Annotated in this window: 25 protein-coding genes; 12 read left to right on the top strand and 13 right to left on the bottom strand. The window is 75.4% G+C overall.

The window, feature by feature from the left end; translation table 11 throughout:
* Positions 1-69 precede the first annotated feature (69 nt).
* Positions 70-984, top strand: a complete 915-nt coding sequence (locus AC07A4_RS13635) for a LysR substrate-binding domain-containing protein (protein ID WP_478597166.1) — start codon at positions 70-72, stop codon at positions 982-984.
* Between the two features lie 52 nt (positions 985-1,036).
* Here AC07A4_RS13635 and AC07A4_RS13640 read toward each other — a convergent pair whose 3' ends face one another.
* Positions 1,037-1,906, bottom strand: a complete 870-nt coding sequence (locus tag AC07A4_RS13640) for an alpha/beta fold hydrolase (RefSeq protein ID WP_478597169.1) — start codon at positions 1,904-1,906, stop codon at positions 1,037-1,039.
* On the bottom strand, positions 1,903-2,496 hold the full coding sequence (locus tag AC07A4_RS13645; protein WP_478597172.1) for a TetR/AcrR family transcriptional regulator: 594 nt from the start codon (positions 2,494-2,496) through the stop codon (positions 1,903-1,905). The genes AC07A4_RS13640 and AC07A4_RS13645 overlap by 4 nt, the downstream gene beginning before the upstream one ends.
* Positions 2,497-2,733: 237 nt before the next feature.
* Between AC07A4_RS13645 and AC07A4_RS13650 the strand changes: the two genes are divergently transcribed.
* Complete coding sequence (locus AC07A4_RS13650) at positions 2,734-3,162, top strand: peptidase inhibitor family I36 protein (protein WP_478597174.1); 429 nt, start codon at positions 2,734-2,736, stop codon at positions 3,160-3,162.
* A gap of 32 nt (positions 3,163-3,194) precedes the next feature.
* Here AC07A4_RS13650 and AC07A4_RS13655 read toward each other — a convergent pair whose 3' ends face one another.
* From AC07A4_RS13655 to AC07A4_RS13675, 5 genes are all read right to left on the bottom strand, one after another.
* Positions 3,195-4,226 (bottom strand): hypothetical protein, encoded by a 1,032-nt coding sequence (locus tag AC07A4_RS13655; protein ID WP_478597177.1) that lies wholly within the window; start codon positions 4,224-4,226, stop codon positions 3,195-3,197.
* Between the two features lie 7 nt (positions 4,227-4,233).
* Positions 4,234-4,710 (bottom strand): hypothetical protein, encoded by a 477-nt coding sequence (locus AC07A4_RS13660; protein ID WP_478597180.1) that lies wholly within the window; start codon positions 4,708-4,710, stop codon positions 4,234-4,236.
* Positions 4,711-5,046: 336 nt separating this feature from the next.
* On the bottom strand, positions 5,047-6,699 hold the full coding sequence (locus tag AC07A4_RS13665; RefSeq protein ID WP_478597183.1) for a DEAD/DEAH box helicase: 1,653 nt from the start codon (positions 6,697-6,699) through the stop codon (positions 5,047-5,049).
* 88 nt (positions 6,700-6,787) lie between these two features.
* Positions 6,788-6,991, bottom strand: coding sequence for a cold-shock protein (locus tag AC07A4_RS13670; RefSeq protein WP_023544341.1), 204 nt, complete (start codon positions 6,989-6,991; stop codon positions 6,788-6,790).
* A 216-nt stretch (positions 6,992-7,207) separates the two neighbouring features.
* Positions 7,208-7,837, bottom strand: a complete 630-nt coding sequence (locus AC07A4_RS13675) for a GNAT family N-acetyltransferase (protein WP_478597187.1) — start codon at positions 7,835-7,837, stop codon at positions 7,208-7,210.
* 179 nt (positions 7,838-8,016) lie between these two features.
* Here AC07A4_RS13675 and AC07A4_RS13680 point away from each other — a divergent pair, with 179 nt between their 5' ends.
* Positions 8,017-8,574 carry a nitrobindin family protein gene (locus AC07A4_RS13680; protein WP_478597191.1) on the top strand — a complete coding sequence of 186 codons (558 nt, stop codon included), beginning with the start codon at positions 8,017-8,019 and terminating at the stop codon, positions 8,572-8,574.
* A 20-nt stretch (positions 8,575-8,594) separates the two neighbouring features.
* Here the strand turns inward: AC07A4_RS13680 and AC07A4_RS13685 are convergent, their stop codons facing one another.
* Together AC07A4_RS13685 and AC07A4_RS13690 are read right to left on the bottom strand one after the other, a co-directional pair.
* A complete protein-coding gene (locus tag AC07A4_RS13685; RefSeq protein WP_478597193.1) occupies positions 8,595-9,188 on the bottom strand; it encodes a cupin domain-containing protein in 594 nt (197 codons plus the stop codon).
* A gap of 9 nt (positions 9,189-9,197) precedes the next feature.
* Positions 9,198-9,947 carry an AraC family transcriptional regulator gene (locus AC07A4_RS13690; protein WP_478597196.1) on the bottom strand — a complete coding sequence of 250 codons (750 nt, stop codon included), beginning with the start codon at positions 9,945-9,947 and terminating at the stop codon, positions 9,198-9,200.
* A 193-nt stretch (positions 9,948-10,140) separates the two neighbouring features.
* Here AC07A4_RS13690 and AC07A4_RS13695 point away from each other — a divergent pair, with 193 nt between their 5' ends.
* The 5 genes from AC07A4_RS13695 to AC07A4_RS13715 all read left to right on the top strand — a co-directional run bounded on the left by AC07A4_RS13695 (position 10,141) and on the right by AC07A4_RS13715 (position 16,231).
* Positions 10,141-11,319, top strand: coding sequence for an MFS transporter (locus AC07A4_RS13695; protein ID WP_478597520.1), 1,179 nt, complete (start codon positions 10,141-10,143; stop codon positions 11,317-11,319).
* 126 nt (positions 11,320-11,445) lie between these two features.
* A complete protein-coding gene (locus AC07A4_RS13700; RefSeq protein WP_478597199.1) occupies positions 11,446-12,639 on the top strand; it encodes a carboxylate-amine ligase in 1,194 nt (397 codons plus the stop codon).
* Positions 12,640-12,974: 335 nt separating this feature from the next.
* Entirely contained in the window at positions 12,975-14,024 is a 1,050-nt protein-coding gene (locus AC07A4_RS13705; protein WP_478597202.1) for a DUF998 domain-containing protein, read from the top strand.
* Entirely contained in the window at positions 14,025-15,224 is a 1,200-nt protein-coding gene (locus AC07A4_RS13710; RefSeq protein WP_478597205.1) for a D-alanyl-D-alanine carboxypeptidase family protein, read from the top strand.
* Positions 15,221-16,231 carry a Gfo/Idh/MocA family oxidoreductase gene (locus tag AC07A4_RS13715; RefSeq protein ID WP_478597208.1) on the top strand — a complete coding sequence of 337 codons (1,011 nt, stop codon included), beginning with the start codon at positions 15,221-15,223 and terminating at the stop codon, positions 16,229-16,231. The genes AC07A4_RS13710 and AC07A4_RS13715 overlap by 4 nt, the downstream gene beginning before the upstream one ends.
* A 92-nt stretch (positions 16,232-16,323) precedes the next feature.
* Here AC07A4_RS13715 and AC07A4_RS13720 read toward each other — a convergent pair whose 3' ends face one another.
* Complete coding sequence (locus tag AC07A4_RS13720; protein WP_478597211.1) at positions 16,324-17,064, bottom strand: siderophore-interacting protein; 741 nt, start codon at positions 17,062-17,064, stop codon at positions 16,324-16,326.
* Between the two features lie 95 nt (positions 17,065-17,159).
* Positions 17,160-17,573: a spore wall synthesis regulator SsgD gene (gene ssgD / locus AC07A4_RS13725; protein ID WP_478597213.1), complete on the bottom strand. Its 414-nt coding sequence runs from the start codon at positions 17,571-17,573 to the stop codon at positions 17,160-17,162.
* A 196-nt stretch (positions 17,574-17,769) separates the two neighbouring features.
* Here ssgD and AC07A4_RS13730 point away from each other — a divergent pair, with 196 nt between their 5' ends.
* The 4 genes from AC07A4_RS13730 (at position 17,770) to AC07A4_RS13745 (ending at position 23,549) form a co-directional block, all read left to right on the top strand.
* Positions 17,770-19,449, top strand: coding sequence for a sigma factor (locus tag AC07A4_RS13730; RefSeq protein WP_478597216.1), 1,680 nt, complete (start codon positions 17,770-17,772; stop codon positions 19,447-19,449).
* A 158-nt stretch (positions 19,450-19,607) separates the two neighbouring features.
* Entirely contained in the window at positions 19,608-20,942 is a 1,335-nt protein-coding gene (locus AC07A4_RS13735; RefSeq protein ID WP_478597219.1) for a carboxyl transferase domain-containing protein, read from the top strand.
* 112 nt (positions 20,943-21,054) lie between these two features.
* A complete protein-coding gene (locus tag AC07A4_RS13740) occupies positions 21,055-22,593 on the top strand; it encodes an ATP-dependent DNA ligase (protein ID WP_478597222.1) in 1,539 nt (512 codons plus the stop codon).
* Positions 22,594-22,967: 374 nt separating this feature from the next.
* Entirely contained in the window at positions 22,968-23,549 is a 582-nt protein-coding gene (locus AC07A4_RS13745; protein WP_478597225.1) for a snapalysin family zinc-dependent metalloprotease, read from the top strand.
* Positions 23,550-23,666: 117 nt separating this feature from the next.
* On the opposite strand, the gene AC07A4_RS13750 is transcribed toward AC07A4_RS13745, so the two are convergent.
* A complete protein-coding gene (locus tag AC07A4_RS13750) occupies positions 23,667-24,143 on the bottom strand; it encodes a DUF3592 domain-containing protein (protein WP_478597228.1) in 477 nt (158 codons plus the stop codon).
* A gap of 93 nt (positions 24,144-24,236) precedes the next feature.
* Positions 24,237-25,460: a DUF1015 family protein gene (locus AC07A4_RS13755; RefSeq protein WP_478597231.1), complete on the bottom strand. Its 1,224-nt coding sequence runs from the start codon at positions 25,458-25,460 to the stop codon at positions 24,237-24,239.
* Between the last annotated feature and the right edge of the window lie 6 nt (positions 25,461-25,466).

Here is a 25,466-nt window from a genome sequence, read left to right on the forward strand (position 1 = left end):
CCCAGCGACGCGTCCATCTCACGATTCCGGCTTTCCTGTTCGGCTGAGCCGTACAAGAATGCGGGGGTGATGAACCCCTGGAGGCTGCGCCTGCTGAGCCAGCTGGACACGCTCGGCACGGTGCGGGCGGTCGCCCAGGCCGCCAACCTCAGCCCGTCGAGCGTGTCCCAGCAGCTGGCGGTGCTCGAGGCCGAGACGCGCACCCAACTGCTCGAACGCACGGGGCGCCGGGTGCGCCTGACCTCGGCCGGTCTGATCCTGGCGCGGCGTGCGCGGGCGATCCTCGACCACATGGACAGCGTCGAGGCGGAGCTGCGCGGGTTCGGCGAGGAACCGGCCGGGCTCGTGCGCCTCGGGGCGTTCCAGAGCGCGATCCACACCCTGGCCGTGCCCGCGGTGACCCGCCTGGCGCGCGAGCATCCGCACCTGGAGGTGGAGCTGCTCCAGCTGGAGCCGCACGAGAGCATGCCCGCGCTGCGGGGCGGCGACGCGGACGTCATCATCACGACCACGGACTTCGACGAGCTGCCGCTCGGGCCCGACCTCGACCTCGTGCCGCTGGCCACCGACTCGATCCTGCTCGTGGTCCCGCCCGGGCATCCCGCCGCCGGGCGCGGCGCGGTGGACCTCGCGGCGTACGCGGACGAGCCATGGGCGTTCGACATGCCGCAGTCGTACATGGCGAACCTGGCGCTGCGCCTGTGCCGTCAGGCGCGGTTCGAGCCGCGCGTGGTGTGCCGGTTCAGCAACTACATGATGGCCCTGCAGCACGTCGAGGCCGGGCTCTCCATCGCGCTGCTTCCCGGCCTCGCCGTCGACCGCCGCTATCGCGTCGCCACCAGCGAGCTTTCGGCTCCGGTGACCCGCACGATCACGGCGGCGATCCGGCGCGGCGCACCGCCCCGCGCGGCGGTGCGCGTCGTCCTGGACGCGCTGCGGGGCCTTCCCGAGCCGCCGCTGCCGCTGCCGGACGACGGCGTCTGACACCTGCCCGACCGCCGGGGCCGTCGGCCGACGGCCCCGCGAGCGCCCGTGCCTACGCCGCGTGCTGAGCGCCAGGCGTCTTGGGCCCGGCGGCGAACACCTCGCGGAGCAGGGCGCCGAACTCGGCGGGGTGCGTGGTCGATCCGGTGTGTCCGCCGGGGAAGTACCGCAAGCCGATGCCGAGGCGCTCGGCGAGCAGGGCGGCCGGGCGGTGGGCCAGCTCGCCGCGCGAGTCCTCGCCGCAGGCGAGCACGAGCCGGTCCGACAGCTCCGCGAGGCGGGCGGTGTCGGGGGTGTGGGACATGAACCGGGGCACGATACGGCTCACGAAGTACGGCAGGTTGGCCATCGTCCGCTCCGCCCGCCGCGCCGCCTGCGGCGGCAGCCTGAGCTCCGCCTTCGGCGTGGTGGCCGCGCCGCCCTTCGTCAGGCCCTCGGCGAAGACGGCCATGGCGGGCATGAGGCCCTGCGCGTGGAACGTCTCCTGTACGCGGGCGACGAGCGCGCGGTGTTCGGCCGCGTCCGGCAGGACCTCCACGAGCGGGGGCTCGTGCGCCACCAGGCGTGCGATCCGCTCGGGGTGGTCGATGAGCAGCTGGACGGCGGCGATGGCGCCCGAGCTGGAGCCGAACACGCGGGCGGGCACGCCGGGCGAAAGGAGGTCGAGCAGGCGCAGCGCGTCGTCGGCGTGCTCGGCGACGCTCTGCTCGGCGTCGGGGTCGTCCAGGGTGCTGCGGGAGATGCCGCGCGGGTCGTACGTGGCGACGGTGTGGTCGGCGGCGAGGTCGTCGACGAAGCTGTCGAAGGCGGCCGCGCCGCCCGCGCCTCCGGGGACGAGGAGCAGCAGCGGGCCCTGGCCGCGCACTTCGTAGTGCAGGGTCGCGCCGTGCACGCGCAGGCTGCCGGTGGTCGGGGCGGTCATCGTGATGCTCCTTCTCGGGACGTGGGCCAGTGCTCCAGGAGGCTGTGGAGGGCGTCGAGGGCGCGGATCCAGGACTGCTGCGGAGCGCGCTGGTGCGCGAAGCCTCCCGTGGCCTCCAGGGCGACGAAGCCGTGGAACGTGCTGCGCAGCAGCCGGACCGCGTCGGTCAGGTCCGGTTCGGCGAGGCCGTAGCCGCGCAGCATGCCGTAGGTCAGCTCGACCGCGCGCCGCGGCCCGGGGGCGGCCGCCGCCAGCTCCGGGTCGACGCGGATCCCGGCCTGTGTCGCGAGGTAGCGGCCCGGGTGCTGGTGGGCGTAGTCGCGCCAGGCGTTGGCGAAGCCGATCAGGGCGTCCCTGCCGGACCGGCCCGCGGTGGCCTCGGCGATGCGGATGGTCTTCTCGTCGGCGGCGAGCAGCGCGATGCGTCCGCGCAGGTCCTCCAGGCCGCGCACGTGGGTGTAGAGACTCGCGTCCTTCACGCCGAGCCGCCGCGCCACGCGCGCCATCGTCACCTGGTCGAGCCCGGCCTCGTCCGCGAGCTCGGCGCCCGCGACCGTCACCCGCTCAGCCGTCAGTCCGGCACGCGCCATGCCGCCCACCTCCCTCTCCTAGGGTTCCTAGTTTTATCCTAGGGTTCCTAGGAACGGCAAGTGGACGGCCGTGGTCTCAGCCCACCGCGACGATGGCGGCGCGGCGCAGGCCCCCTCCTGTGGGGGATGGCGACACGCCGAGCGGATCAACAAGCCTGGGGGGACCACGGCCCGCGCACCCCTTCCGGTGCCCGCTCCTCGCGGACTCGCGGGCCCCGTAAGCGAAGGCGGACCGGTGTGCGCAAGGTGATCACGACGAGGAAGAAGCTCTCCATGACCCTCGTGGCGGTGGCCGCCGCGGTGGCGGCGACCGTGGTGCCCGTCTCCACGGCACACGCGGCCGACGGGTACGACCGGTGCCCCGAAGGGTTCTACTGCATGTTCTCGGGCCTCGACGGGACCGGCGACATGATCAAGATCAGCGGGAACACCCCGGAACTCGCGGCGCTCGGCATGGACGACCGCGCCAAGTCGGACTGGAACCGGACGCCCTCGACGATCTACCTCTGGTCGGACGCGCACTACAGCGGCTGCACGGCCGTGACCTCCGCGGGGCCGACCGGCAAGGGCAACTTCTTCCCGACGTACCGGGACTTCTTCAGCTCGGTGCAGTTCGACGGCCCTGGCGGTCCCAGCTGCGGGACGCCGCCGGGCGAGGACGGCTGACCCCCTGGGGGGCGGCGCTTGGGTGCCGCCCCTCACCCCGGTGGGCGCGGCCGGACTCCCGGCCGCAGTTCGACGCGGACGGACGCGTCGTCCTCGATGACGAACGTCGCGTCCCGGCCCTCCCGCCAGCCGAGCGGCAGGACGTAGTACCGGTGGTCCCGCTCCACCAGGAGCCGCAGGCCGCTGTAGCGGTACCGGTAGTGCAGGTCCTTGCCCAGGTCCTCGACCTCGACGGCGGGTCCTGTCACGCTCAGGCGCTCGGTGCTGACCACGACGACGGCAACGCGGCTCACCAGGTGGTCCGCGGCGCGGCGCGCGTCGCGGCGGCCGAGGTCCCCGGCCGCCAACGCCACGACCCACATCAGGAACACCCCGGCGACGACCAGGGACAGCGCCCGCTCCCCCGCGCGCCGCCGCCGTGCCGGGCGGGCCGCGGCGGAGGTCTGCCCGAGCAGCAGCCCCACCGCGACGCACAGGGGCGCGAGCCAGCGCAGGGCCCCGAGGTGGCGCCACAGGACCATCAGGACGAGCCCCGCGACAATGAGCAGCGGATGCAGCCGGGCGAGGGCGTGACCATACGCGCGCGCCGCCCGCACACGGCGCTCGGGCACGCCCAGGAGGGCCATCAGCTCCGGCGCGTACGGCACGAGGAAGAGCAGCGCGACGGCCGCGAACACCGGCAGCGTGATGAGCCGCAGGCTGCGCAGGGCGAACTCGAGCGAGTCGAATCCGACCGCGAACGTGCCGAGGTGGAAGTAGCTGTAGAACGCCTCGATGTAGAGGTAGCCCGCGTACAGCATCAGCGCGACGACGAACGAGCCCGCGCCGAGGGCGGAGTTGGCGTAGTCGAGGCGTCCGCCGCCGTCCGCCGGGGGCGGCGCCTGCGGTGGCCGCGGCGGCCGCCGGAGCGGACGGCGCGCCGCGGGCCGGGCCGGGCCGCGCCCGCGGCGCCCGGCTGGCAGGCGTCCACGGCGCGCGGGGGCGGGTTGGCCGCGCGCGCCCACGCCGCGCGGCGCGGAAGCCCGGCGGGACTCCGGCGGCTCCGGCGGCTCCGGAAGCGTCACCGGGCCGTCAGGAGCCGTCGCCCGTCGCGGGCGGCACGGCGGCGGAGTCCGGGGGCGGGGTCTGCGGCACGGGTGGCGCGCAGGAGGCGGGGGCGCTCGCGGGGTCTTCGCACGGGGGCGGCGCGGGCGTGGTGATGTCCGTCGTCACGGTGGGGGACTCGCCGCTGTCGCCGCCGGTGTCCCCGCTGGGGTACACGCCGGGGCCGCCGTCGCCGTCGCCGCGCCGGTCGCCGTCGGCGGGAGGCTCGGACGCCGGTGGGATGGCGTCCCCGCCTTCGCCGCCCCCGGCAGGGCCCCCGCCCGGTTGGTCCGCGCCGGGGCCGCCGGGCGGTGGGGCGCCCCGCGACGACGCCGGGCGGTCCGAGCCGTCGTGCGGGCCGGGCGGAGCCGATCCGCTCCCGCCGCAGCCCGAGGCGCCGCCGGCCACGAGAACCGCGGCGACCCCCATCGCCCCCACGCACCGGACGCGTCGTCTGCTCCGCATCACATCCCCCTGGACAGCCCGCACTTGTGCTGCCTGCCCCGAGGGTCTCACCACCGCGTGCGCCCCGCAGCCCCGTCCGGGACCGGCGCGAAGAAGACGTAGGGGAATCTGAGCCACGTGCCGGACGGGCCGCACGCCGGGTGCCGTACGCCCCTCCCCGCCGCTCCCGGCGCGGCATGCCTGGAGACTGCCCCGGGCTCACACCAAAGGGGGCCCTGGCTTCTCGCCAAGGCCCCCATGGGTCGTTCCGTTTACCACGCAGGTAGGTCGTCCTGCCTACTGCTGAGGCCCGCTAAGGCCCGCTGAGGCCCGAGCTACCGCGAAGGCCCGAGGTCCTCAGGTCGCGGACCTGCGGCTCCGGCCGCCCCGGCGGCTGGCACCGCCCCCGGCGCCACCACCGGCAGCACCGCCACCGGCGCCGCCCTCGGCGGACCTGCGGCGTCCCGAGCCCCGGGTGGCCTTGGCGGCACCGGCGGCGGTCGTCGCTCCGGCCGAGGTCCGGCGGCCCGAGCCCCGGCCCTCCGCGCCCGCGCCCGAACCGTTCGCGCCGCCAGCGGCCCTGCCGGTCCCTCCGGTGGCACCAGCCGCGCCGGCGCCACCGCCGCCGCGGCGTCGGCGCCCTGACCGCTGGCCCGTCCCGGAGCCGGGCTTGCGGTCAGGGCGGGAGGCCTTCGGCTGCGTGGGCTGGGGGACCTCGATGGTGACGGCGACGCCCGAGGGCTCGCGGGCGCCGGTGATGTCGGCCAGCTCCGCGTCGTTCGACGTGACGCGGGCCGTCCGGGGCCGGATGCCCGCGTCCGACATGAGGCGGGTCATGTCCCGCTTCTGCTCGGGCAGCACCAGCGTGACCACGCTGCCGGAGCCACCGGCGCGGGCCGTGCGGCCGCCCCGGTGGAGGTAGTCCTTGTGGTCGGTGGGGGGATCCACGTTCACGACGAGGTCGAGGTCGTCGACGTGTATGCCTCGGGCGGCGACGTTCGTCGCCACCAGCGCGGTGACGTGGCCGCTCTTGAACTGCTCCAGGGTGCGGTTCCGCTGGGGCTGGGAGCGCCCGCCGTGCAGGGCCGCGGCGCGGACGCCGACGGCGAGGAGCCGCTTGGCGAGGCGGTCGGCGGCCCGCTTGGTGTCGAGGAAGAGGATGACCCGGCCGTCGCGGGCCGCGATGCGCGTGGTGACGGCCTTCTTGTCGGTCTCGTCCTGGATGTGGAGCACGTGGTGCTCCATGGTGGTCACCGCTCCCGCGGACGGGTCCACGGAGTGCACCACGGGGTCGGTCAGGAACCGCTGCACGAGGCGGTCGATGTTGCGGTCCAGGGTCGCCGAGAAGAGCATGCGCTGCCCGTCGGGCCGCACCTGCTCGATCACCTTGGTGATCTGCGGCAGGAAGCCCATGTCGGTCATCTGGTCGGCTTCGTCGAGCACGGTGATGTGCACGGATCCCAGCAGGCAGTCGCCGCGCTCCACGAGGTCGTTGAGGCGGCCCGGAGTCGCCACGAGCACCTCGACGCCGCGCCGCAGCGTCGCGGCCTGCTTGGTGAGGGAGAGGCCGCCGACGACGGTGGCGAGGCGGAGGTTCACCGCGGTCGCGTACGGCGTCAGCGCGTCCGTCACCTGCTGCGCGAGCTCACGCGTCGGCACCAGGACGAGCGCGAGGGGCGACTTGGGCTCGGCGCGAAGGCCGGCCGTGCGGGCCAGGAGCGCGAGGCCGAACGCGAGGGTCTTGCCGGAGCCGGTGCGGCCCCGGCCAAGGAGGTCGCGGCCCGCGAGCGAGTTGGGCAGCGTGGCGGCCTGAATGGGGAAAGGAGTGGTCACACCCTGTGCGGTGAGGGTCTTCAGCAGCGCCGCGGGCATGTCCAGACCGGCGAAGTCATCGACGGCGGGAAGCGCGGGTGTGGTGCTTTCCGGCAGCCGGAACTCGCCCGGCGACGAGGGCGCGGACTGCCGACGAGGCGCGACGCGCCGGTTCGACTTCTGGGGCCTGCGGGACATGCGGTGAATTGCCTTCCTGGAAACAGCACAAACCGGGGTCCGCACCATGACAGTGCGGACCCCGGCTGAGTGGATACGCGTCCGGCGATTAGGCGGGGACGATGTTCTCCGCCTGCGGGCCCTTCTGGCCCTGCGTGACGTCGAAGGAGACCCGCTGGCCCTCCTGGAGCTCACGGAAGCCCTGGGTCGCGATGTTCGAGTAGTGGGCGAAGACGTCGGGGCCGCCGCCGTCCTGCTGAATGAAGCCGAAACCCTTTTCGGCGTTGAACCACTTCACGGTTCCCTGTGCCATGACGTTCTCCTTCTGGTAGGCAGAGGCCCCATCCGGAGATGCCGGGAAAACAACTAATGCGCCTGCAGGAGAAAACATTCCCGTCAGGCGCACATAGGTTCATGGGTACCACAACTGCAACTCCAAGACCGTAGCACAATTCGCCGGCCTATGGGTGGTTGACCTGGGCACATTTCCGCCGCGGGGCCCGTCGGCCGAACCCGGACGCCCCCCAGGTCACGGCCGGTGGACGCACGCCGCCAAGGGTGCCCGCCACGTCCAGCCCAGCGTCTCGTACAGGGCCCGGCCGTCAGGTGTCGCGCCCAGGACACCGAGTGCCGCGCCGAGCGCGAGGGCCTCGTTCGCGAGCGCGCGCATCACATGGCTGCCGAGCCCTCGGCGGCGGTGGGCCTCCTCGGTCACCACCCGGTCCATGACCGCGGCCCGGCCGAGGACGGCCATCTGCCCCTGAGCGGCGGGCGCGCCCGCGCCGTCGGACACTCGCACATAGGTGACGCCGTCCCGCGTCGCCACGGACGTGCGGTAGCCGTCGGGCGCGGCGGCGCCCGACGCCCTGAGGTCCGCGGCCATCAGGTGGCCGGACTCCTCCTCGTCCACCACCCACCCCGCGGGCAGCCACGCCCTCACACCCTCCGGCTCCTCGGGCACCTTGAGCCAGGTGCCCGGCACGCTCGCCGCCGCGGCCGCGCGCACGGCGGCCGCGGTGGCGTCCGGCAGCACATGGCGGCCCACCTGACCGGCCCCGCCCACCTCGATGTAGACACCCCACGGCCACTCCACCGGCCGCGGCGTCCGCCGCGACACCGCCCAGCCCGCCGCCCAGGTCCTGACAAGTTCCGGAACCACGTCATCCTCCCCATGCGTCGCGCACACCATCGTGTGCGATAAAGAGCACGGTAGAGCTAAATATCGCTCACGTCGAGTGTGCCGCGCCCCCTCACGCTCCTGCGCGGTACGCGCCCTAGGCTTCCTCCGGCGGCGACGGCAGCCCGAGCCCCACCGCCCCGACCCCAGGAGCGCACACCGTGTCCGACCCCGCACCGCGCCACCCCTTCCCCGACGCCCTGCGCCCCGACGAGGCACCCGCCCCGCACGAGCTCCTCACGCCCGTGCTCGGGCTGCTCGGCACCTGGACCGGCGGTGGCGAGGGCACGTACCCGACGCTCGCCGAGGACTTCACGTACGCGCAGGAGGTCACCTTCAGCCACGACGGCCGCCCGTTCCTGCAGTACCAGGCGCGGGCCTGGCTGCTCGGCGCCGACGGCGCGCCGGTGCGCCCGGCGGCCCGCGAGAGCGGCTGGTGGCGGCTGCGGCCCGACGGCGAGGTGGAGGCGCTGATCACCCAGCCCACCGGCATCGCGGAGGTCATGGTCGGGCGGGCGGCCGGGGACGCGGTCGACCTCGCGACCCACGAGGTCGCCCTCACGCCCACCGCCAAGGAGGTCACGGCGACCCGCCGCCGCTACACCCTCGCCGACGACGGCACCCTCACGTTCGTCCACGACCTCGCGGCGGTCGGGCAGTCCTTGCGGCACCACCTGTCGGCGCGGCTGTGGCGCGAGGAGCCGGCCGCGCGCGGCTGACGCCCCTGGGCGGCCGGGTCTCAGTACAGGCTGGAGAACAGCACGACCACCATCTGCGCGGGTTCGTCGCTGTCGTTGCGGAACGTGTGCGGGTGGCCCGCCGCCCACTGGATGCGGTCTCCGGCCCGCAGCGCGTGGTCGACGCCGTTGTAGCGGGCCACGAGGGTGCCCCGGGTGACCATCACCAGGTCGGTGCCCTCGTGCTGGAGGTCCTCGGTGAGGCCGCTGTGCGGGTCGAAGTCGCCGGTGACGACCTGGTAGCCGAGCTCCGGCGCGCGCAGGACGCGGTAGACGACGCCCGGGGCGCGCCGCAGCACCTCCTGCTCCTCCCTCGGGTACAGCGAGGGCGTCGCCGGGCCGCGCGAGAAGCCGAGGAACGAGCCGACGTCGTGGCCGAAGACCTTGGCGAGGCGGCCGAGCCGCTCCAGGGCGATGTCGGTCTCGCCGCGCTCCAGGGCGGCGAGGAAGGACACCGAGAGCCCGCACTCCGCCGCCACCTGGCGCAGGGACATGCCCGCCTGGGTGCGCAGCCGGTGCAGGACCCTGCCGGGGGGCGGGAAGCCCAGCTCCGGATCGCTGGCGGCGGCGCGGGGCGAGGGGTCCGGAGCTGGCATGACCGCATCCTACGGGCGTCTGCGGTGGGTGCCCGGGGTGTAGCCGAACGAGCGCCGGAAGACATCGATGAACGCGCTCGTCGACGACCAGCCGCAGCGGTGCGCGACCGCCGTCACGGACGCGCCGTCGGCGAGCATGCGCAGGGCGTGGTAGAGCCGCGACTGCGTGCGCCACTGCGGGAAGGTCATGCCCAGTTCGGCGCGGAACAGGCGGCTGAGGGTGCGCTCGCCCGCGCCGGTCGCGGCGCCGAGCTCGGCCAGGGTGCGGGGGTCGCCGGGGTGGTCGTGGACGAGCGCGCAGACGGCCGCGAGGCGCGGGTCGGTCGGCGTGGGCAGGTGCACGGGCTGCTGCGGGGACGCCCGCAGCTGGTCGCGCAGGACGGCGCGCAGGCGGCGGCGCTCGGCGCTGGAATCGTCGGGCACGCGCGCGTACTCCATGATCAGCTCGCGCAGCAGCGGGCTGACCGTGAGGACGGTCGGCGCCTCCAGGCCGAGCGGGTTGTCGTCGGCGGGCAGCCCGACGAAGTACATCGCCAGGGGGCCGTGCGCCCGGTGGGAGTGGACGGTGCCCGCGGGCACCCAGATCGCGCGGGTGCCCGGCGCGCACCACGTACCGGCCTCGGTGGTGACCGCCACCACCCCCGAGCCCGCGTAGGCGATCTGGTGGTCGTCGTGCCGGTGCGCGTCGATGCGCTCCCCGGCGGCGAGGAACCGGACATGGGTCGGGGCGACAGGGGTGTGGCGGATGGGTTCCGGCATGGGTCCGACGGCCTCCGGTGGGGGCGGGCGTGCGGCGGGGACGGCGGGGGCACAGGGCGCGGCCCCGCGCATCACGCTCCCGCACCTGGCGGGTTTCCCGTAAACATTGGCACTTTATCGGAAGCCCGACACGGTGTGCGCTGGCGACGATCGACACGTGTCTACGCCTTCACGCAACAGACCTCTGACCCTGATGTCCCTCGGGCACACCTGCGTCGACGTCTATCAGGGCGCCGTCGCCGCCCTGGTGCCGTACTTCGTGGCCGAGCGCGCCTACAGCTACGCCGCGGCCTCGGGCATCGTGCTCGCCGCCTCGCTGCTCTCGTCGGTCGTGCAGCCGCTGTTCGGGGCGCTCACCGACCGCTGGCCGATGCCGTGGCTGCTGCCGGTGAGCACGCTGGTCGGCGGGGCGGGGGTGGCGCTCAGCGGCGTCTTCGGCTCGTACGCCGTGACGCTCGCGGTGGTCGCCGTCTCCGGGATCGGCGTCGCCGCCTACCATCCCGAGGCCGCCCGGGTCGCGCGGGTCGCGAGCCGCGGCAGCCACACCGCGATGGGCTGGTTCTCGCTGGGCGGCAACATCGGCTTCGCCACGGCTCCGCTGCTCGTCGCCGCCGTCATCGCCACGGGCGGCCTGCGGGCGTCGCCGCTCCTGGTGGTGCCCGCCCTCGCGGGCGCGGCGCTGTGCGCGGCGGCGCTGCGCGGGGTGCGGGAGCCCCTCGCGGCGACGGCCGCGGCCGCCCGCGCCGCCAAGGAGTCCGGCGGCGACGACTGGGGGTCCTTCCTGCGCCTGTCCGGTGCGATCGTGTGCCGCTCGATCGTCTTCGTCGGCCTGAGCGCCTTCATCTCGCTGTACGTGCGCGAGCGCGTCGGCGGCGGCGAAGTCGCCGGTACGGCCGCCCTGTTCGTCCTGTACGTGGGCGGCGCCGCGGGCACGGTGGTCGGCGGCCGGCTCGCGACCCGGTACAGCCGCGTCGTGGTCGTGCGGTGGTCGTACGCGCTCTCCGTGCTCGCCGTCGCCGGTGTCGTCCTCGTCCCAGGACCGGCGCTCTACGTCTTCGTGGCGCTGACGTCGGCCGGTCTGTACGTACCGTTCTCGCTGCACGTGACGCTCGGTCAGGACTATCTGCCGAGCCGCGTGGGCACCGCGAGCGGCGTGACCCTGGGTCTGACCGTCAGCGTCGGCGGCCTCGCGAGCCCGCTCATCGGCGCCCTCGCCGACGCCACGTCGCTGCGCACGGCCCTGGCGCCGCTGATCGTGCTGCCCGCCCTCGGCTGGCTCCTGCTGCGCCCACTGCGCGAGCCCGCGCTGCCGGGGGCCGCGGTGCCAGGGGCCGCGGACCGGGACGCCACGGGAGTCGGCACACGCCGGTGACCGGCGCCGAGCGTGGCCCGCCGCCAGCGCGCCCTCTCATCGGGCCGCGATGACCGGATATCGGGCGCGGCATTTGGCGACATCGCATGCGATCCGAATGCGTCTTGGCGTGTCAACGTAGTAACCATGGGCAACTTCGGGGAGCCGGCCAACGAAGTCGAGCCGCCGTCGGCGGCACGGGACGCGTCCAGCGACACCGGCCACGGGGCCGCGCCCGTCACGGTGGGCGTCGAGGAGGAGTTCCTGCTGGTCGATCCGGTCTCCCGGGAGCTGAGCCCGCACGCGGACAAGGTGGTGGCCGAATCCACCGCCGAGCTCGGAGACCGGGTCTCCACGGAGATCACGCGCTATCAGGTCGAGGGCCGGACCGACCCGCACACCGACCTGGCCGCGCTTGCGCACCAGCTCCGCTCGACGCGGGGCAGCATCGTGCGCGCGGCCGCGCGGCAGGGCCTCCAGGTCATCTCCAGCGGCACACCGGTCCTCGGGCATCCGGTGCCGCCGCCCTTCACCAACGGGTCGCGCTACACGAAGAGCCTCGCGCGGTTCCGCGCCCTGGACTACGAACAGAGCACCTGCGCCTGCCACATCCACGTCGGCGTGCCGGACCTGGCCACCGCCCTGCGGGTCAGCAACCATCTGCGGCCCTGGCTCCCGGCGCTCGTGGCCATGGGGGCGAACTCGCCCTACTGGTTCGGGCACGACACCGGATACGCCAGCTGGCGCACCGTCATCTGGGAGCGGTGGCCGGTCTCGGGGCCCCCGCCGTACTTCGAGTCGCAGAGCCACTTCGAGGACCTCGTCGGCGATCTGATCACCACCGGCACCCTCCTGGACCGGGGCGGCGTGTACTGGGGCATCAGGCCCTCGCACCATGTGCCCACGGTGGAGGTCCGGGTGGCGGACGCGGCTTCCACGGTCGCCGACACCGTGCTCCTCGCGGGCGTCATCAGGGCCCTGGCCAGCACCGCGCTCGGGGACATCGCCGCCGGGCTGCCCCCGGAGCGGCCCCAGCCCGAGCTGCTCGGCGCCGCCTGCTGGCGTGCCGCGCGCGACGGTCTGAGCGGTGCGGGCATCGACCTGTCCACGCGGCGCCTCGCGCCCGCGGCCAGCCAGGTCGCCCGCCTCCTGGCCCGGGCGCGGCCCGCCCTTGAGGGCCACGGCGACCTGGCCGCGGTGAGCGCCGCCTGGGCCCGCCTCCAGGCCACGGGCGACGGCGCCGAGCGCCAGCGGGCCGCCTTCCGGCGGCGCGGCAACCCCGTCGACGTCGTCGACCACCTCGTCTCCTGCGCCACGGGGTCGGGCGACCCGGCGGACTGACCGCCGGGGCGACCGGTGACGTCGCCCGAGTCCCACGACGGTCGGGGGCCCGCACCGGAGTCGGACAACGGGCCTCGCCGCGGGGTGGCTACCGCCTGGGTCCTCGCGGGGCGCCCCGCTGTGTCCATGAGCGCGCTCCGCGCGCGGGCACCCCTTCCCGCTCCGGGTGCGGCTGCCCCCGTTCCCCCGTTCCCCCGCTCACAGCCAATCGGCCTTCGGCCTCGTCCTCAAACGCCGGACGGGCTGGATACCCCGGGCCCGCACGCGACTTTGGTCAGCGCGCCCTCGACTTCCGGCCGCCGTGGCGCGGGGGCCCGCCCGCCTACCGTCGGATCATGGCTCCCTCGCGCACGAGCGGCGACGGACGGCCCGTCCTCGCCCTCTTCCTGCTCGCCCCCTTCGTCGGCGAGTTCCTGCTCGGCAACCTCACGGTCTCCCAGCTCGGGCTCGGCGTCGTGCTCGCGCCGCTGTACGGGTGCGGGGCCCTGCTGGTGCGCGAGACGGCCCGGCGCACGGGCGGCGGCTGGCCGGCCATCGGGCTGCTCGCGGCCGCGTACGCCCTCACGGAGGAGGGCCCCGTCGACCAGTTGCTGTGGAACGACTCGTACGCGGGGCAGGACCTGCTCCACGGCCCGTCGTACGTGCCCGCGCTCGGCACCAGCGTGGAGCTGGTGCAGGCGGTGCTCGCGCTGCACACGGTGTGGAGCGTCTGCGTGCCGATCGCCCTCGTCGAGGCGTGCGTGCCCGCGCGGCGCACCACGCCCTGGCTCGGCCGCAGGGGCTACGCCGTCACCGGGGTGGTGTACGCGCTCGGCGCGGCCCTGGTCTTCTGGGGCAACTACACCGAGGAGCACTTCCTCGCCTCGCCCGCCCAACTGGCCCTGTGCGGCGCCGCCATCGCCGCCCTGGCCGTGCTCGCGACGCGCCGCCGCCGGCCGCGGCCGCGCGTGTCCGGAACCGCGCCCGCGCCCTGGCGCGTGGGCGGTGCGGCCCTGGCGGCCACGAGCCTGTACTGGGGGCCCGCGGTGCTGCTCACCGACGACTGGTTCGAGTGGCCTGGCGTGGTGGTGTGGTGCGCGGTCGCCGTCGCGGGGGTGTACGCGGTCGGGCGGTGGTCGCGGCAGGAGGGCTGGGGCGCGCGGCACGTGTGCGCCCTGGCGGGCGGCGCGCTGCTGACGTACGTGTGGGCCGCCTTCCCCGTGCGCCCGGAGGGCGGCGGCTCCCTGACGGCCGATCTGCTCAGCAACGCCGTGTGCGCGACCCTGGCCCTCGCCGTACTCGCGCGGGCGGTGCGATCCGCCCGAGTGGCGGAGCTGGAACGCGGCGGCACCCCGGGCGGGCCAAGCCGATCTGCGCGCCCCGGAGCCCGCTCCTACGGTGGCTGAATGGCCATCAGGTTTCTTCCGCGCAGCGCTCGCACCCGTACGACGGCCCTCCTGACCGGGGTCCTGGTCTGCCTGGCGGGCCCGGCCGCGGGCGCCGAGCCGACGCCTCCCGACCAGCAGCCCGCGTACTCCCAGACCCTGCTCCAGCGGTCCGGCACCCAGGTGCGGCCCGGCGCGGCCGCCCCGCGCCTGCCCGGTGGGATCTCCGCCCTGTCGTGGGTGGTGGCCGACGCCAGGACCGGGGAGGTCCTCGCCGCGCGCGACGCGCACCGCAGGCTGCCCCCGGCGTCCACCCTCAAGTCGCTGTTCGCGCTCACGGCGCTGCCCCGGCTGCACCCCGGCACGCGGCACACGGTCACCGAGGCCGAACTGGCCCGGGTCGGCGGCGGCAGCAGCCTGGTGGGGGTCGCCGCGGGCCGCAGCTACCGGGTGGCGGATCTGTGGCGCGGCGTGTTCCTGAGCTCCGGCAATGACGCGGTGCACGTGCTCGCCGCGATGAACGGCGGCATGCACCGCACGGTGTCGCAGATGCGGGCCAAGGCGCGCGAGCTCGGCGCCCGCGACACATGGGTGGTCTCGCCCGACGGCTACGACGCCCCGGGGCAGGTGTCCTCGGCGTACGACCTGGCGGTGTTCGGCAGGGCCGGGCTCGCGGACCCGCAGTTCGCGCGCTACTGCTCGACGGCGGTCGCCTCCTTCCCCGCGGGCGGCTGGTCGTACCCGATCCAGAACACCAACCGGCTGCTCACCGGCGCGGGCGGCGTCGCCCCCTACCCGGGCCTGATCGGCGTCAAGAACGGCTACACGAGCCGCGCCGGGAACACCCTCATCGCCGCCGCGCACCGGGGCGCGCGCACCCTCGTGGTGACGGTGATGAACCCGCGCAACGGGGGCTACGCCGTGTACGAGGAGGCGAGGCGGCTGCTCGACTGGGGGTTCGCCGCGGCCAGCCGGGTGCGCCCGGTGGGTTCGCTGCTGCCCGCGAAGCCCCGTGCCGCGCAGCACGGCGCCCGGCACGCCGCCGCGGCGGCACCCGCGTTCGTGACCTCCCCTGAGGGGGACGACGACTCCGACTGGCCCGCGCTCCTGCTGGTCGGGGCGGGCGGGGCGGTCCTGGCCACCGGGTGCCTGGTGATCCTGCGGCGGCGAGCGGCTACGGTGGCCCGACGGGCGGGCGTGGGAGGGGAGTTCGTGGAGTGAGCGAGCCGGTGGGGGTGGCCGTGCTCGGCGCGGGCCGCATGGGCGCCGACCATGTGCGGCGCCTGGCGCGGACGGCCGGGGCGCGCGTGGTGGCGGTCGCGGACCCGGACAAGGCGCGGGCCGAGGAGGCCGTGGCCGGTCTCGACGGCGTCCGGGTGCGCACCGAACCCCTGGCCGCGCTCCACGAGTCCGGCGTCGGGGCGGCCTTGGTGGCATCGCCGGACGACACGCACGAGGAGGTGCTGCTCGCCGCCGTCGCGCGCGGCCTGCCGGTGCTGTGCGAGAAGCCGCTCGCGCCGGACCCCGAGGCGGCCCTGCGCGTCGTCGGGGCGGAGGCGCGGGCCGGGCGGCGGCTCGTCCAGGTGGGGTTCATGCGCCGCCACGACGCCGAGTACCGGCGGCTGAAGGCGCTGCTCGACTCCGGTGACCTGGGCCGGGCGCTGATGCTGCACTGCCGGCACCGCAACATGTCCTCTCCCCCGGGCTTCACCTCCGCGATGCTCATCGGCAGTTCGGTGTCCCACGAGATCGACGCGGCGCGCTGGCTGCTCGGGCAGGAGATCACGGCGGTGACGGTGCTCAGGCCCCGGCCGTCGTCGGGGGCGCCCGCCGGGCTGCTCGATCCGCAGCTGGTGCTCTTCGAGACGGACGGCGGCGCGCTGGTCGACGTGGAGGTGTTCGTGAACTGCGGCTTCGGCTACGAGGTGACGTGCGAGGCGGTGTGCGAGCGCGGCGCCGCCCGCGTCGGCGAGGACCACGGCTTGACCGTCCGGTCCCGGGGCGGCGCGCGGCGGGAGATCCCGGAGGACTATCTGGAGCGCTTCGCCGACGCCTACGACCGCGAGGTGTCGGCGTGGGTGCGGGACGTGCGGGCGGGGCGCCTCTCGGGGCCGGACGCGTGGGACGGGTACGCGGCGGCGGCCGTCGCCGACGCGGGCGTGCGGGCGCTGGGCTCGGGCGGGCGCGTGGCGGTGGAGCTGGCCGAGCGGCCCTCCGGCACCGGCTGAGCGCCCCGCCTGAGCACCCGCCGTCTCAGCGCCCCGCCTGAGCACCCCGTCGCAGCGCGCCGCCGGGGCGCGCCGCGCCTTCGGCCGTGGTGTCAGCCGCGCCCGGGCCGCCAGTAGCCGAGGGCGTGCACGCGGCTCTTGGGCAGGGCGAGTTCCTTGCGCACGTACGCGGTCAGGGCGCGGGTCGTCGTGGTGTCGCAGGTGATCCACGCGTAGACGTCCGAGGCGCCCGACGCGTCGTCGACCGCCGCGGCGAGACCGGCCTTGGCCTGCTCGACGAGGCCACCGTCCTGGGCGCCGCGCTCGATCCAGTGGACCTCGTGCAGCTCCGGGTCGACGCGCAGCGGCAGTTCGCGGTCCGAGGCGTGCTGCGTCTCGAACCAGAGGGTCGCGGGGATGCCCGGCATGGCGTCGAGGAGGGAGTTCACGGCGGGCAGCGACGCCGGGTCGCCCATCACGAGCAGGCGCGACGGCGCGGGCTGGGGCGTCTCGAAGCCGGTGCCCTGCACGGTCGCGTCGATGGTGTCGCCCGCCTGGGCCTTGCGCGCCCACTCGCTGGCGGGGCCGTCGTGGAGCGCGAACTCCAGGCTGAAGGTGCCCGCGTCGGCGTCGGGGTCGACGAGGGTGTAGGCGCGCTGGTGCGGCTTGCCCGCGTCGTCGAACCACAGGCGCACCCACATCGTGGGGTGCACCCCGGTCCGCGCGAGCATGCCGCCGTCGGTGACGTGGACGCGCCGGTAGTCCTCGGTGACGTCCTCCGCGCCGGTCACCGTGAACCGGAAGTCCTTGCCCCGCATCAGCTTGAGGACGACGCCTTCCCAGCCGTGACCCACTCCGCTCTCCTCCCCTGAGACGTCTGCGGCACGACGCCACGGACCTATGATCGAGTTAGGTGAGCCTAACCTACTTCTGCGTAGATCGGAGCCCTCTACACCCCACCGAGGAGCCGCGTCAGGCCTCGGTCCAGGTCGAGCTCCGCCGCCTCGCCGTCCGCGCCGACGACGGCGTACGACCGCGCCAGGAAGCGCCGCAGCGCGGCCCGGTCGAACTGCACCACGGCGAGGCCGTGCGGCGCATGGAACTCCAGGACCGTGCGCGCGCGGCCGCACGGCCAGATGTGCACGTCCCCGGTGCCCGCCGGGGCGCTCAGGCCCTGCTCCAGCAGCTGACGAGCGAAGACCCAGGTCACCTCGGCGCCATCCAGGGACACCTCGGGCGGGAAGGTCACCTGCACCGCGAACGGGTCGGAGGCCGTGTAGCGCAGGGTCACCGGGATCGGGCGCTCGCGCCCCTCTGGGGTGATCAGACGAGCACGGGCGGACTGCTCAAGCGTGACGGCCATGGTCGAACTCCACTTCTGCCGGTTCCTACCTCTACGACCCGCTCACGGGCGCCCTGATTACGGAAGCGAACGAAGTGGCCGGTGTGACCTACGCCACTCCCCCCTGATATGTCCGACATTTCTCACCTAGAGTTTCGAACTCACCCCACACCCTCCACACCCCCACACCCTCGCAGTGGGACAGGAGTGTCCTGTCATGCCTGACGTCCCCTCCGACGTCCCTCCGGACGTTCCCACCGACGCGTCCGGGCCCGCCACCGCCGCCTACGCACGCGTCTACGAGGCCGAGCACCCCCGGCTCGTCGCGTACGCGCGGTCGCTGACCGGCGACGCCTGGATCGCCGACGACCTGGTCGCCGAGGCGCACTTCCGCGTCTGGCGGCGGCTCGCCGCCGGGCACGAGATCGAGAACGTCCCGGCCTATCTGACGACCACCGTGCGCCACCTCGCGGTGTCGGTGGGCCAGGCGGCCGCGAAGGAGACCCCGCTCGACCCTCGGTCCGCCGGGGCTGCGGAGGCCGTCGGCGTCACCGCCGACGGCGCGGGCGACCCCGCGGACCGCGTCTCGTCCGTCGACCTGCTCACGCGCGTGCTCGGCCAGCTGCCCGAGCGCTGGGTGAAGGCGCTGTGGCTCGCCGAGGCCGAGGGCCAGCCGCTGGAGGCGGTCGGCCGGGGCATCGGCGCCGGGCGCGGCGCCACGGCCGTCCTGCTGCATCGCGCCCGCGAAGGCCTGCGCCAGGCGTTCCTGCGCGCGCACCCCGGCACCCCTCTCAACCCCCGGTGCGAGACCCACTGGGACCGGATGCCCGCCCACGTCCGTGGCGAGGCCTCGCCACGGCAGTCCGAGACGCTGCTCGCGCACCTCGACGGCTGTGACGACTGCCGAGCCCGGCTCGCCCTGCTGACCCGCGCCAACCACCGCCTTCCCGCACTCGTCGGGCCCGCCCTGCTGCTGTTCGTGCTCGGCGGCGCGGGCAAGTTCCTCGTGCCGCTCGCGGCCGGGGCGGGCGCGGGGGCGGCCGTGGCGTCCGGCGCGGCCGGATCGGGTACGCCGGGGTCGGGCGGTCTGCTGCACGGCGTGCGGCACGCCCTCACCGCGGGCGGCAAGGTGCCCGCGGCCGTGGTCGGCGCCGTGGGCACCACGGTCGCCGGGGCCGCGGTGGCCGCGGGCCTCGTCCTCGGCGGCCTGGGCGACACGACCGCTCCGGCCCGCGCCACGACGGCGGAGAGCGGCGTGGCCTCCCGGGCGGTGGACGCGCCACGGCAAGGGGACGAGGCGGACTCGGTTGGTGAGACGGACTCGGCCGGGGAGGCGGACGCGCCTGGGCAGGCGCCCGCGCCGGAGCCGCGGCCCGGGGTGGCGGCGCGACCCCAGCAGCCCGAGGCTCCCTCGGCACCCGCAGCGCCAGCAGCGCCCGCAGCACCGGACGCGCAGGAGCCTCCCGCGCCACCCCAGCCCCCCGCCGCGCAGCCGCCCGAGGCACCGCGCCCACCGGAGCCACCGGCGCCCGCGCCCCTGCCGGACCCGCCCGCTCCGCCCGCCCCGACACCGACACCGACGCCGACCCCGCCGCCGGTGCCGACGCTGCCGCCTACCCCCACACCCGTACCGACTCCCACGCTCCCGCCGACACCGACACCGACACCCACACCCACGCTCCCCCCGACACCGACACCCACACCCACACCCACGCCGACCCCCACCCTTCCCCCAACCCCCACACCCATCGACCCCACGCCCACCCCCACGCCACCCCCGGTAGACCCCACCCTCCCCCCAGAGCCGACGCCGACGCCCACCCCCGTGGACCCGACGCCCACCGGTCCGACCTGTGACCACTGGGCCGGACCCATCTGGATCTGCCACCGCGGCTAGCGCGTCCCGGCGGCGCGGCCTGGGCAGGGCGGCCTGGACCGGACGGCCTCGACGGGACGGGCGGAGAGCGGGTAGGAGTACGACCCGTGAGCTCTTCTCCTGCACCGCATGATCCGGACGCACCCCACGATCGGGATGCAGACGCACCCCATGATCCGGTGCGTGCCACGGGCCGGGTGTCCGCGCGCGAGGCCATCGCCACCGTCACCGACGACTTCAGCGAGTTCCCGGAGCCTCCGGGGCGGGAGCGGGCCGACGGGCCGCTCGGCTGGCACGGGTACGACGAGGCGCGGGCCGCCGCGCGGCGGCGCACCGGTGAGACGGAGTCCGTGGTGTGCGGCACGGCGGTCGTCGACGGCCGCCGTGCCGTCCTGGTGGCGTTCGAGTTCGGCTATCTGGGCGGTTCGCTCGGCGAGCGGACCGGGGACCGCCTGGAAGCGGCGTACGCGGCGGCTCGCGCGCACCGTCTGCCCCTGGTGTCCCTCGTCGCGACCGGCGGCAGCCGGATGCAGGAGGGCATGCGCGCGCTGGGCCAGCTGCACCGCGTGGCGGCCAAGGCGGCGCTCCACCGCGCGGCGGGCCTCCCGCAGATCGCCGTGGTCCGGGACCCGACCACCGGCGGCGGCTGGGCCACTCTGGGAGCGGGCGCCGACGTGGTGCTCGCGCTGCCGGGCGCGCAGGTGGGCTTCGCGGGCTCGCGGGTGCGGCCGCCGGACGCGGACCCGGCGGCGTACACCGCGGAGGGCCAGCTGGCGGCGGGCGCGGTCGACGCGGTCGTACCCCCGGGGGAGCTGCGCACGCGGCTCGGCCGCTGGCTGCGGCTGCTCGGGTCGCCCGCCGAAGGGCCCGTCGCGCCGCCGCGCGCGCTCGGGGGCACGGCGGCGTCCGCCACCGGCTGGGAGGCGGTGCGCCGGGCCCGGGAGCCGCGACGCCCCCGCGCCGAGGCGTACCTCGACGCCTGCTTCGAGGCGCGCGAGCCGATCAGCGGGGACCGCTGCGGGGGCACGGATTCAGGCCTGCTGTGCGGCTTCGGCCTGCGCGAAGGACGGTCGGTCGCGTACGCGGCCCAGTGCGGGACCGCCACGCGCCCCGCCGGATACCGCACCGCCGCCCGGCTCATCCGGCTCGCCGACCGCCTCGGCGTGCCCGTCCTGACGCTGATCGACACGCCGGGCGCCGCGAACGACGCCGAGGCCGAGCGCGCCGGGGCGGGCGCCGCGATCGCGGACGTCTTCGGGGCCGTGGCCGCCGCGCGGGTCCCCGTCACGAGCCTGGTCATCGGCGAGGGCGGCTCCGGCGGCGCCCTCGCGCTCGCCGCCCCGGGCCGCACCTGGGCCACGCCGGACAGCTACTTCTCGGTGATCGCCCCGGAGGCCGCGGCCGCCATCTTGAAGCGCCCCCGCGCGGACGCCCCTGCCCTCGCCGACGAACTGCGGGTGCGCCCGGAGGACTTGGTGGACCTGGGGGTCGTCCGAGGCGTCGTCTCCGGCTGACGCCTCCGCCGGGCGTTCCCCCCTGTGACCGGCCCGTGCGACAGGCGCGCCCGGTACAGCCGGTGGCGCCGCCCACGGTGCGGGATCGGTCCCCGCGTTGCAGGATGGCCGCATGTTGTTCGCCCGGGTCGCGGAGGTGTCCAAGGGGGTGGCCGCGACCTCGGCGCGGTCGCGGAAGGTCGAGCTGCTCGCCGATCTTTTCCGGGCCGCCGGACCCGACGACGTGCCCCTGGTGATCCCGTATCTCGCCGGGCGGCTGCCGCAGGGGCGGCTCGGGGTGGGGTGGAACGCCCTGAAGGACCCCGTCTCCCCGGCGGCCGAGCCGACGCTCGCCGTGCGGGACGTGGACGCCGCGTTCACCGCGCTCGCCGCGGTGGCGGGAGCGGGCGCGCAGGCCGAACGCAGGCGCCTGGTCCAGGAGTTGCTCGGCGCCGCCACCGCGGACGAGCAGCGGCTGCTGTTCGGGCTCCTGACCGGGGAGCTGCGCCAGGGCGCCCTTGACGCGGTGGCCGTGGAGGGGCTCGCGCGGGCCACCGGCGCCCCGGCGGCGGACGTACGGCGGGCGGTGATGCTGGCGGGCGCGCTCGCACCGGTCGCGCGGGCCCTCCTTGAGCGCGGCCCTGACGCGCTTGACGGCTTCCGCCTCACCGTGGGCCGCCCGGTGCAGCCGATGCTCGCGCACGGCGCGGCCAGCGTCGGCGCAGGGCTCGACAAGCTCGGGCCCTGCGCGGTCGAGGAGAAGCTGGACGGCATCCGCGTGCAGGTGCACCGCGACGGTGACGTCGTACGCGTCTACACCCGCACCCTCGACGACATCACGGACCGTCTCCCCGAACTCACCGCCACCGCGCGGGAGCTGCCGGGCTCGCGGTTCATCCTGGACGGCGAGGTCATCGCCCTCGACGGCGCGGGGCGGCCCCGCGCCTTCCAGGAGATCGCCGGACGCGTCGGCTCCCGCGTCGACGTAGCTGCCGCGGCGGCCGAACTCCCCCTGTCCGCCGTGTTCTTCGACGCGCTGTCCGTGGACGGCGATGACCTGCTCGACCTGCCGCTGCGCGAGCGGCACGCCGTGCTGGCGCGCCTGGTGCCCGAGCCCACGCGGGTGCGCCGCCTGACGGTCGACGACCCCGGCGACGAGGAGGCGCGCCGCGCCGCCGACGCGTTCTTCGCGGAAACGCTGGCACGCGGCCACGAGGGCGTCGTCCTCAAAGGGCTCGACGCCCCCTACAGCGCGGGCCGCCGCGGCGCCTCCTGGCTGAAGGTCAAGCCGGTGCACACGCTGGACCTGGTGGTCCTTGCCGCCGAGTGGGGCCACGGGCGGCGCACGGGCAAGCTCTCCAACCTGCACCTGGGCGCCCGCCGCGCCGACGGGACGTACGCGATGCTCGGCAAGACGTTCAAGGGCATGACGGACGCGATGCTCGCCTGGCAGACCGGGCGGCTCCAGGAACTCGCCGTCAGTGACGACGGGTTCGTGGTGAGGGTGCGTCCCGAGCTCGTCGTGGAGATCGCCTATGACGGCCTCCAGAAGTCCACGCGCTATCCGGCGGGCGTGACCCTGCGGTTCGCGCGGGTGGTGCGCTACCGCGAGGACAAGCGGGCGGCGGACGCGGACAGCGTGGAGACGGTCCTGGAGCGGTACCAGGCCTGACGCCGTTGGCTGAGCATCCGTCAGGGCCCGTGCGGCCGGGAGTGGTTGAGCCGACGGGTCGAGGCAGCGACTCGTTGCCCTGAAGTGCCCCCTTAAATGCCCCTTTCCCCGTCCGTTGCCCGGACGCGGGTGGCCGCTCTGCGAAAATTTCCCTGCCCTGGGGCTGCTGTTGCGCCCGCTCCGCGCTGTACCGTCTCGCACGAAGTTCGGTGGCGTGGAAGGGAGCGGCGCACGTCCGGCCCCCCTCGAACAGGTAACACCTCGACGGCGTCCGCCGCCGGCCCACCCCTTGCCATCGGCACCGCGCACAGCCTGTCCACACCCCCACACCCGGTTCCCGACGGCACCGGGCCCCCACGATCGAAGGGACAGCAATGCGGCACTCCATACGCCTTGGCCTGGCCGGCACGGCGGCAGCGGTCGTCCTCACGGCGCTCCCGGCGGCGCACGCCGCCGCCGCGCCGGACTCCCCCACGACGAAGAAGGCATCAGCCGCGGTGACGCTCCGCTACGACGACAGCCGGGCCCGCGGCTGGGAGTCGGCGATCGCGGCAGGCGTCGCCTCCTGGAACGGCAACGTCGACAACGTCAAACTGGTCAAGGCCGCGCCCGGCACCCGGGCGGAAATCCAGATCGTGGCCACCAGCGGCTGGCCCCAGGCCAGCCTCGGCCCGGTCCGTCCTGGCGGTCAGGCACGCGTCGAACTCGGCCAGCAGGCCGTCACCCAGGGCTACGACAAGACGCGTATCGCCGCCCATGAGATCGGCCACAACCTGGGCCTTCCCGACACCAAGCCCGGACCGTGCTCGCAGTTGATGTCGGGCTCGACCGGCGGTGTCTCCTGCAAGAACGCGGTGCCCAACGCCGCCGAGCAGGCACGGGTCGAGGCGTACTACGCGGGCAGCGTCACGTTCCGGGCCCCGGCCGCGAGCCCGATGCTGGTGGACGCGGGCTGACCCCGGGCACCCGCACGCGGGGCGAGGCCTGACCGTGCCCGGCGCGGCCGGGCCTCGCCCCGCGGTTCAGGGCGGCGCCCAGCACGGGCGGTTCCTGGCAGGGGATGTGACCGTCCCTCATGCCGCGTCCCTGACCCGTGTCGGCCGCAGCGTGGATGCCGCGACGAGCACCCCGGCGACGAGCAGCGCGGTGCCGCCGGTCCCCCACGCGTTCCACTCGGGGGCCAGGCGCCGCATCTGTGGACCGCTCAGCACGTCCGACGGCTTCTTCACGTCGTACCAGACCTTGAGGGAGTCGCCCTCGCTGACCTCGGGCAGCGGGGGCGCGGTGGCCAGTTCGGACGTGACCGGCTCGGCGTGACGGTCGTGGAAATCGACCGTCACGCCGGTCGTGCGGCCCCCGCTGTCGACGGTCACCGCGACCACCCGCGCCCGCGCGTTCTGCCCGCCCTCGTACAGCCGGGTCACGAGCGCGCCACCCGGATAGGCGAAGGTCAGGCCCGCCGTCCCGGCGCACATCAGCGTCGCCGCGAGGATCAGTGGCCGACGCCGCCACGGCACGGCGCGGGGCGGAGCCTTGGAAGTCGTCGTCATGCGATCAGCGTGCCCGGCTGGTGTGCTGGAGGCGTGACGTCCGCGTACGGGCTGTGCCACGGACGGCTCGGCGTGCGGGCGGTGGCCTCGCGGCTACGACAGGCCGAGGACCCGCAGCACCAGGCCCACCACGGGTTTCGGCCCGAACGACGTGGTCTTGCGAGGCAGCAGCACACCGGCCCCGGCCAGGGCGCGGACCTCCGCCTCGGTGATCGCGGGCAGCAGCAGCGCGGTGCCGCCGCCGACCGCCGCCACGGCCGCCACCGCCCGGTCCGCGTCGTGGTGATGGCGTACGGCCCCGGGCAGTTCCGGCACCGAGCAGGCCGTGGCCAGCAGCAGGTGGTCGGCGACGGCGGACGGCAGCGCGGCCCACTGCCCCGGATGGCCGCCGAGCGCCTCGCGCAGCGCGCCGGGGTCGGGTTCGGTGACCGTCCAGGCCCGCCGCGCCCCTACGAGGACCACTTCGCCTGGCGCGGGCGGGCGCGGCCCGTCCGGCAGCGGCCGCACCCGGGCGACCTCCGCGGCGGCCGACGCCGCCTTGTCCGGCTCAAGGCCGGGGACGACCCGGTGGATCGCGGAGAGCCGGGGCGGGTGGGCGACCGTGTCGACGAGCAGCGCCAGGCTCCCGGACCAGGCGCCGTCCTGCTCGGCACCCAGGCGCAGACACGCGGCGTGGCGGTGGTGGCCGTCCGCGATGAGCACAGGGCCCGTGCCGAGACCGCTGGTCAGCAGGGCGATCTCGGTGTCGTCGTGGCACGCCCACACGGAGTGGGTGAGCTCGCCGACGCGGGCGACGCCCACGGGCGGCCGCCGGGTGATGTGGTGCGTGACCTGCGCGGCCGTCGACCCTGTCCCCTGGTACGCCAGGAGCAGCGGCTCCAGTTGGGCGCGCAGCCCCGCCATGTGGGCGGCGCGCTGCCGCACGACGTGCGCGGACACGCCCTCGTGCGGCAGCGGGCGCTCGCCGCCGCCGTCGGGGCGGGCCAGCGGCAGGTCGCCGATGACGCCCCGCTGGAGGATCCGCGCACCGCGCCGCTGCTCGTACACGTAGAGCGCGGGCCGTTCCTCGCGGCGCAGCACGCCGCGCCGCAGCCAGCGCCGCAGCTGCCCGGCGGCGGCCTGCGGATCGTGCGCGTACAGCAGGCGCGCGATGTGGTGCGGGCGGACGCGCTGGGCCCGGGCGTGCACCGGGTCGAGGTCGTCGTGCGGCGGAGCCACGAGCGCGGAGAGATCTCCGGCGCGCCCCTCGTCGTAGCGCACGCCCCTGAAGGGGCGCAGTCGCGGCGGGGTCGGGCCGGGAAGGTCGGTTGGGGACATGGACAC

This window comes from Streptomyces sp. NPDC043996, from assembly GCF_056435225.1.

What these genes read in the sequence shown, in the direction of transcription:
- AC07A4_RS13690 (WP_478597196.1), bottom strand. Translation starts at nt 9,947, where the DNA reads ATGCCGGAACCCATCCGCCACACCCCTGTCGCCCCGACCCATGTCCGG.
- AC07A4_RS13660 (WP_478597180.1), bottom strand. Translation starts at nt 4,710, where the DNA reads ATGCGGAGCAGACGACGCGTCCGGTGCGTGGGGGCGATGGGGGTCGCC.
- AC07A4_RS13645 (WP_478597172.1), bottom strand. Translation starts at nt 2,496, where the DNA reads ATGGCGCGTGCCGGACTGACGGCTGAGCGGGTGACGGTCGCGGGCGCC.
- AC07A4_RS13705 (WP_478597202.1), top strand. Translation starts at nt 12,975, where the DNA reads ATGGCTCCCTCGCGCACGAGCGGCGACGGACGGCCCGTCCTCGCCCTC.
- AC07A4_RS13670 (WP_023544341.1), bottom strand. Translation starts at nt 6,991, where the DNA reads ATGGCACAGGGAACCGTGAAGTGGTTCAACGCCGAAAAGGGTTTCGGC.
- AC07A4_RS13700 (WP_478597199.1), top strand. Translation starts at nt 11,446, where the DNA reads ATGGGCAACTTCGGGGAGCCGGCCAACGAAGTCGAGCCGCCGTCGGCG.
- AC07A4_RS13745 (WP_478597225.1), top strand. Translation starts at nt 22,968, where the DNA reads ATGCGGCACTCCATACGCCTTGGCCTGGCCGGCACGGCGGCAGCGGTC.
- AC07A4_RS13695 (WP_478597520.1), top strand. Translation starts at nt 10,141, where the DNA reads ATGTCCCTCGGGCACACCTGCGTCGACGTCTATCAGGGCGCCGTCGCC.
- AC07A4_RS13635 (WP_478597166.1), top strand. Translation starts at nt 70, where the DNA reads ATGAACCCCTGGAGGCTGCGCCTGCTGAGCCAGCTGGACACGCTCGGC.
- ssgD (WP_478597213.1), bottom strand. Translation starts at nt 17,573, where the DNA reads ATGGCCGTCACGCTTGAGCAGTCCGCCCGTGCTCGTCTGATCACCCCA.
- AC07A4_RS13685 (WP_478597193.1), bottom strand. Translation starts at nt 9,188, where the DNA reads ATGCCAGCTCCGGACCCCTCGCCCCGCGCCGCCGCCAGCGATCCGGAG.
- AC07A4_RS13740 (WP_478597222.1), top strand. Translation starts at nt 21,055, where the DNA reads ATGTTGTTCGCCCGGGTCGCGGAGGTGTCCAAGGGGGTGGCCGCGACC.
- AC07A4_RS13665 (WP_478597183.1), bottom strand. Translation starts at nt 6,699, where the DNA reads ATGTCCCGCAGGCCCCAGAAGTCGAACCGGCGCGTCGCGCCTCGTCGG.
- AC07A4_RS13755 (WP_478597231.1), bottom strand. Translation starts at nt 25,460, where the DNA reads ATGTCCCCAACCGACCTTCCCGGCCCGACCCCGCCGCGACTGCGCCCC.
- AC07A4_RS13640 (WP_478597169.1), bottom strand. Translation starts at nt 1,906, where the DNA reads ATGACCGCCCCGACCACCGGCAGCCTGCGCGTGCACGGCGCGACCCTG.
- AC07A4_RS13730 (WP_478597216.1), top strand. Translation starts at nt 17,770, where the DNA reads ATGCCTGACGTCCCCTCCGACGTCCCTCCGGACGTTCCCACCGACGCG.
- AC07A4_RS13710 (WP_478597205.1), top strand. Translation starts at nt 14,025, where the DNA reads ATGGCCATCAGGTTTCTTCCGCGCAGCGCTCGCACCCGTACGACGGCC.
- AC07A4_RS13750 (WP_478597228.1), bottom strand. Translation starts at nt 24,143, where the DNA reads ATGACGACGACTTCCAAGGCTCCGCCCCGCGCCGTGCCGTGGCGGCGT.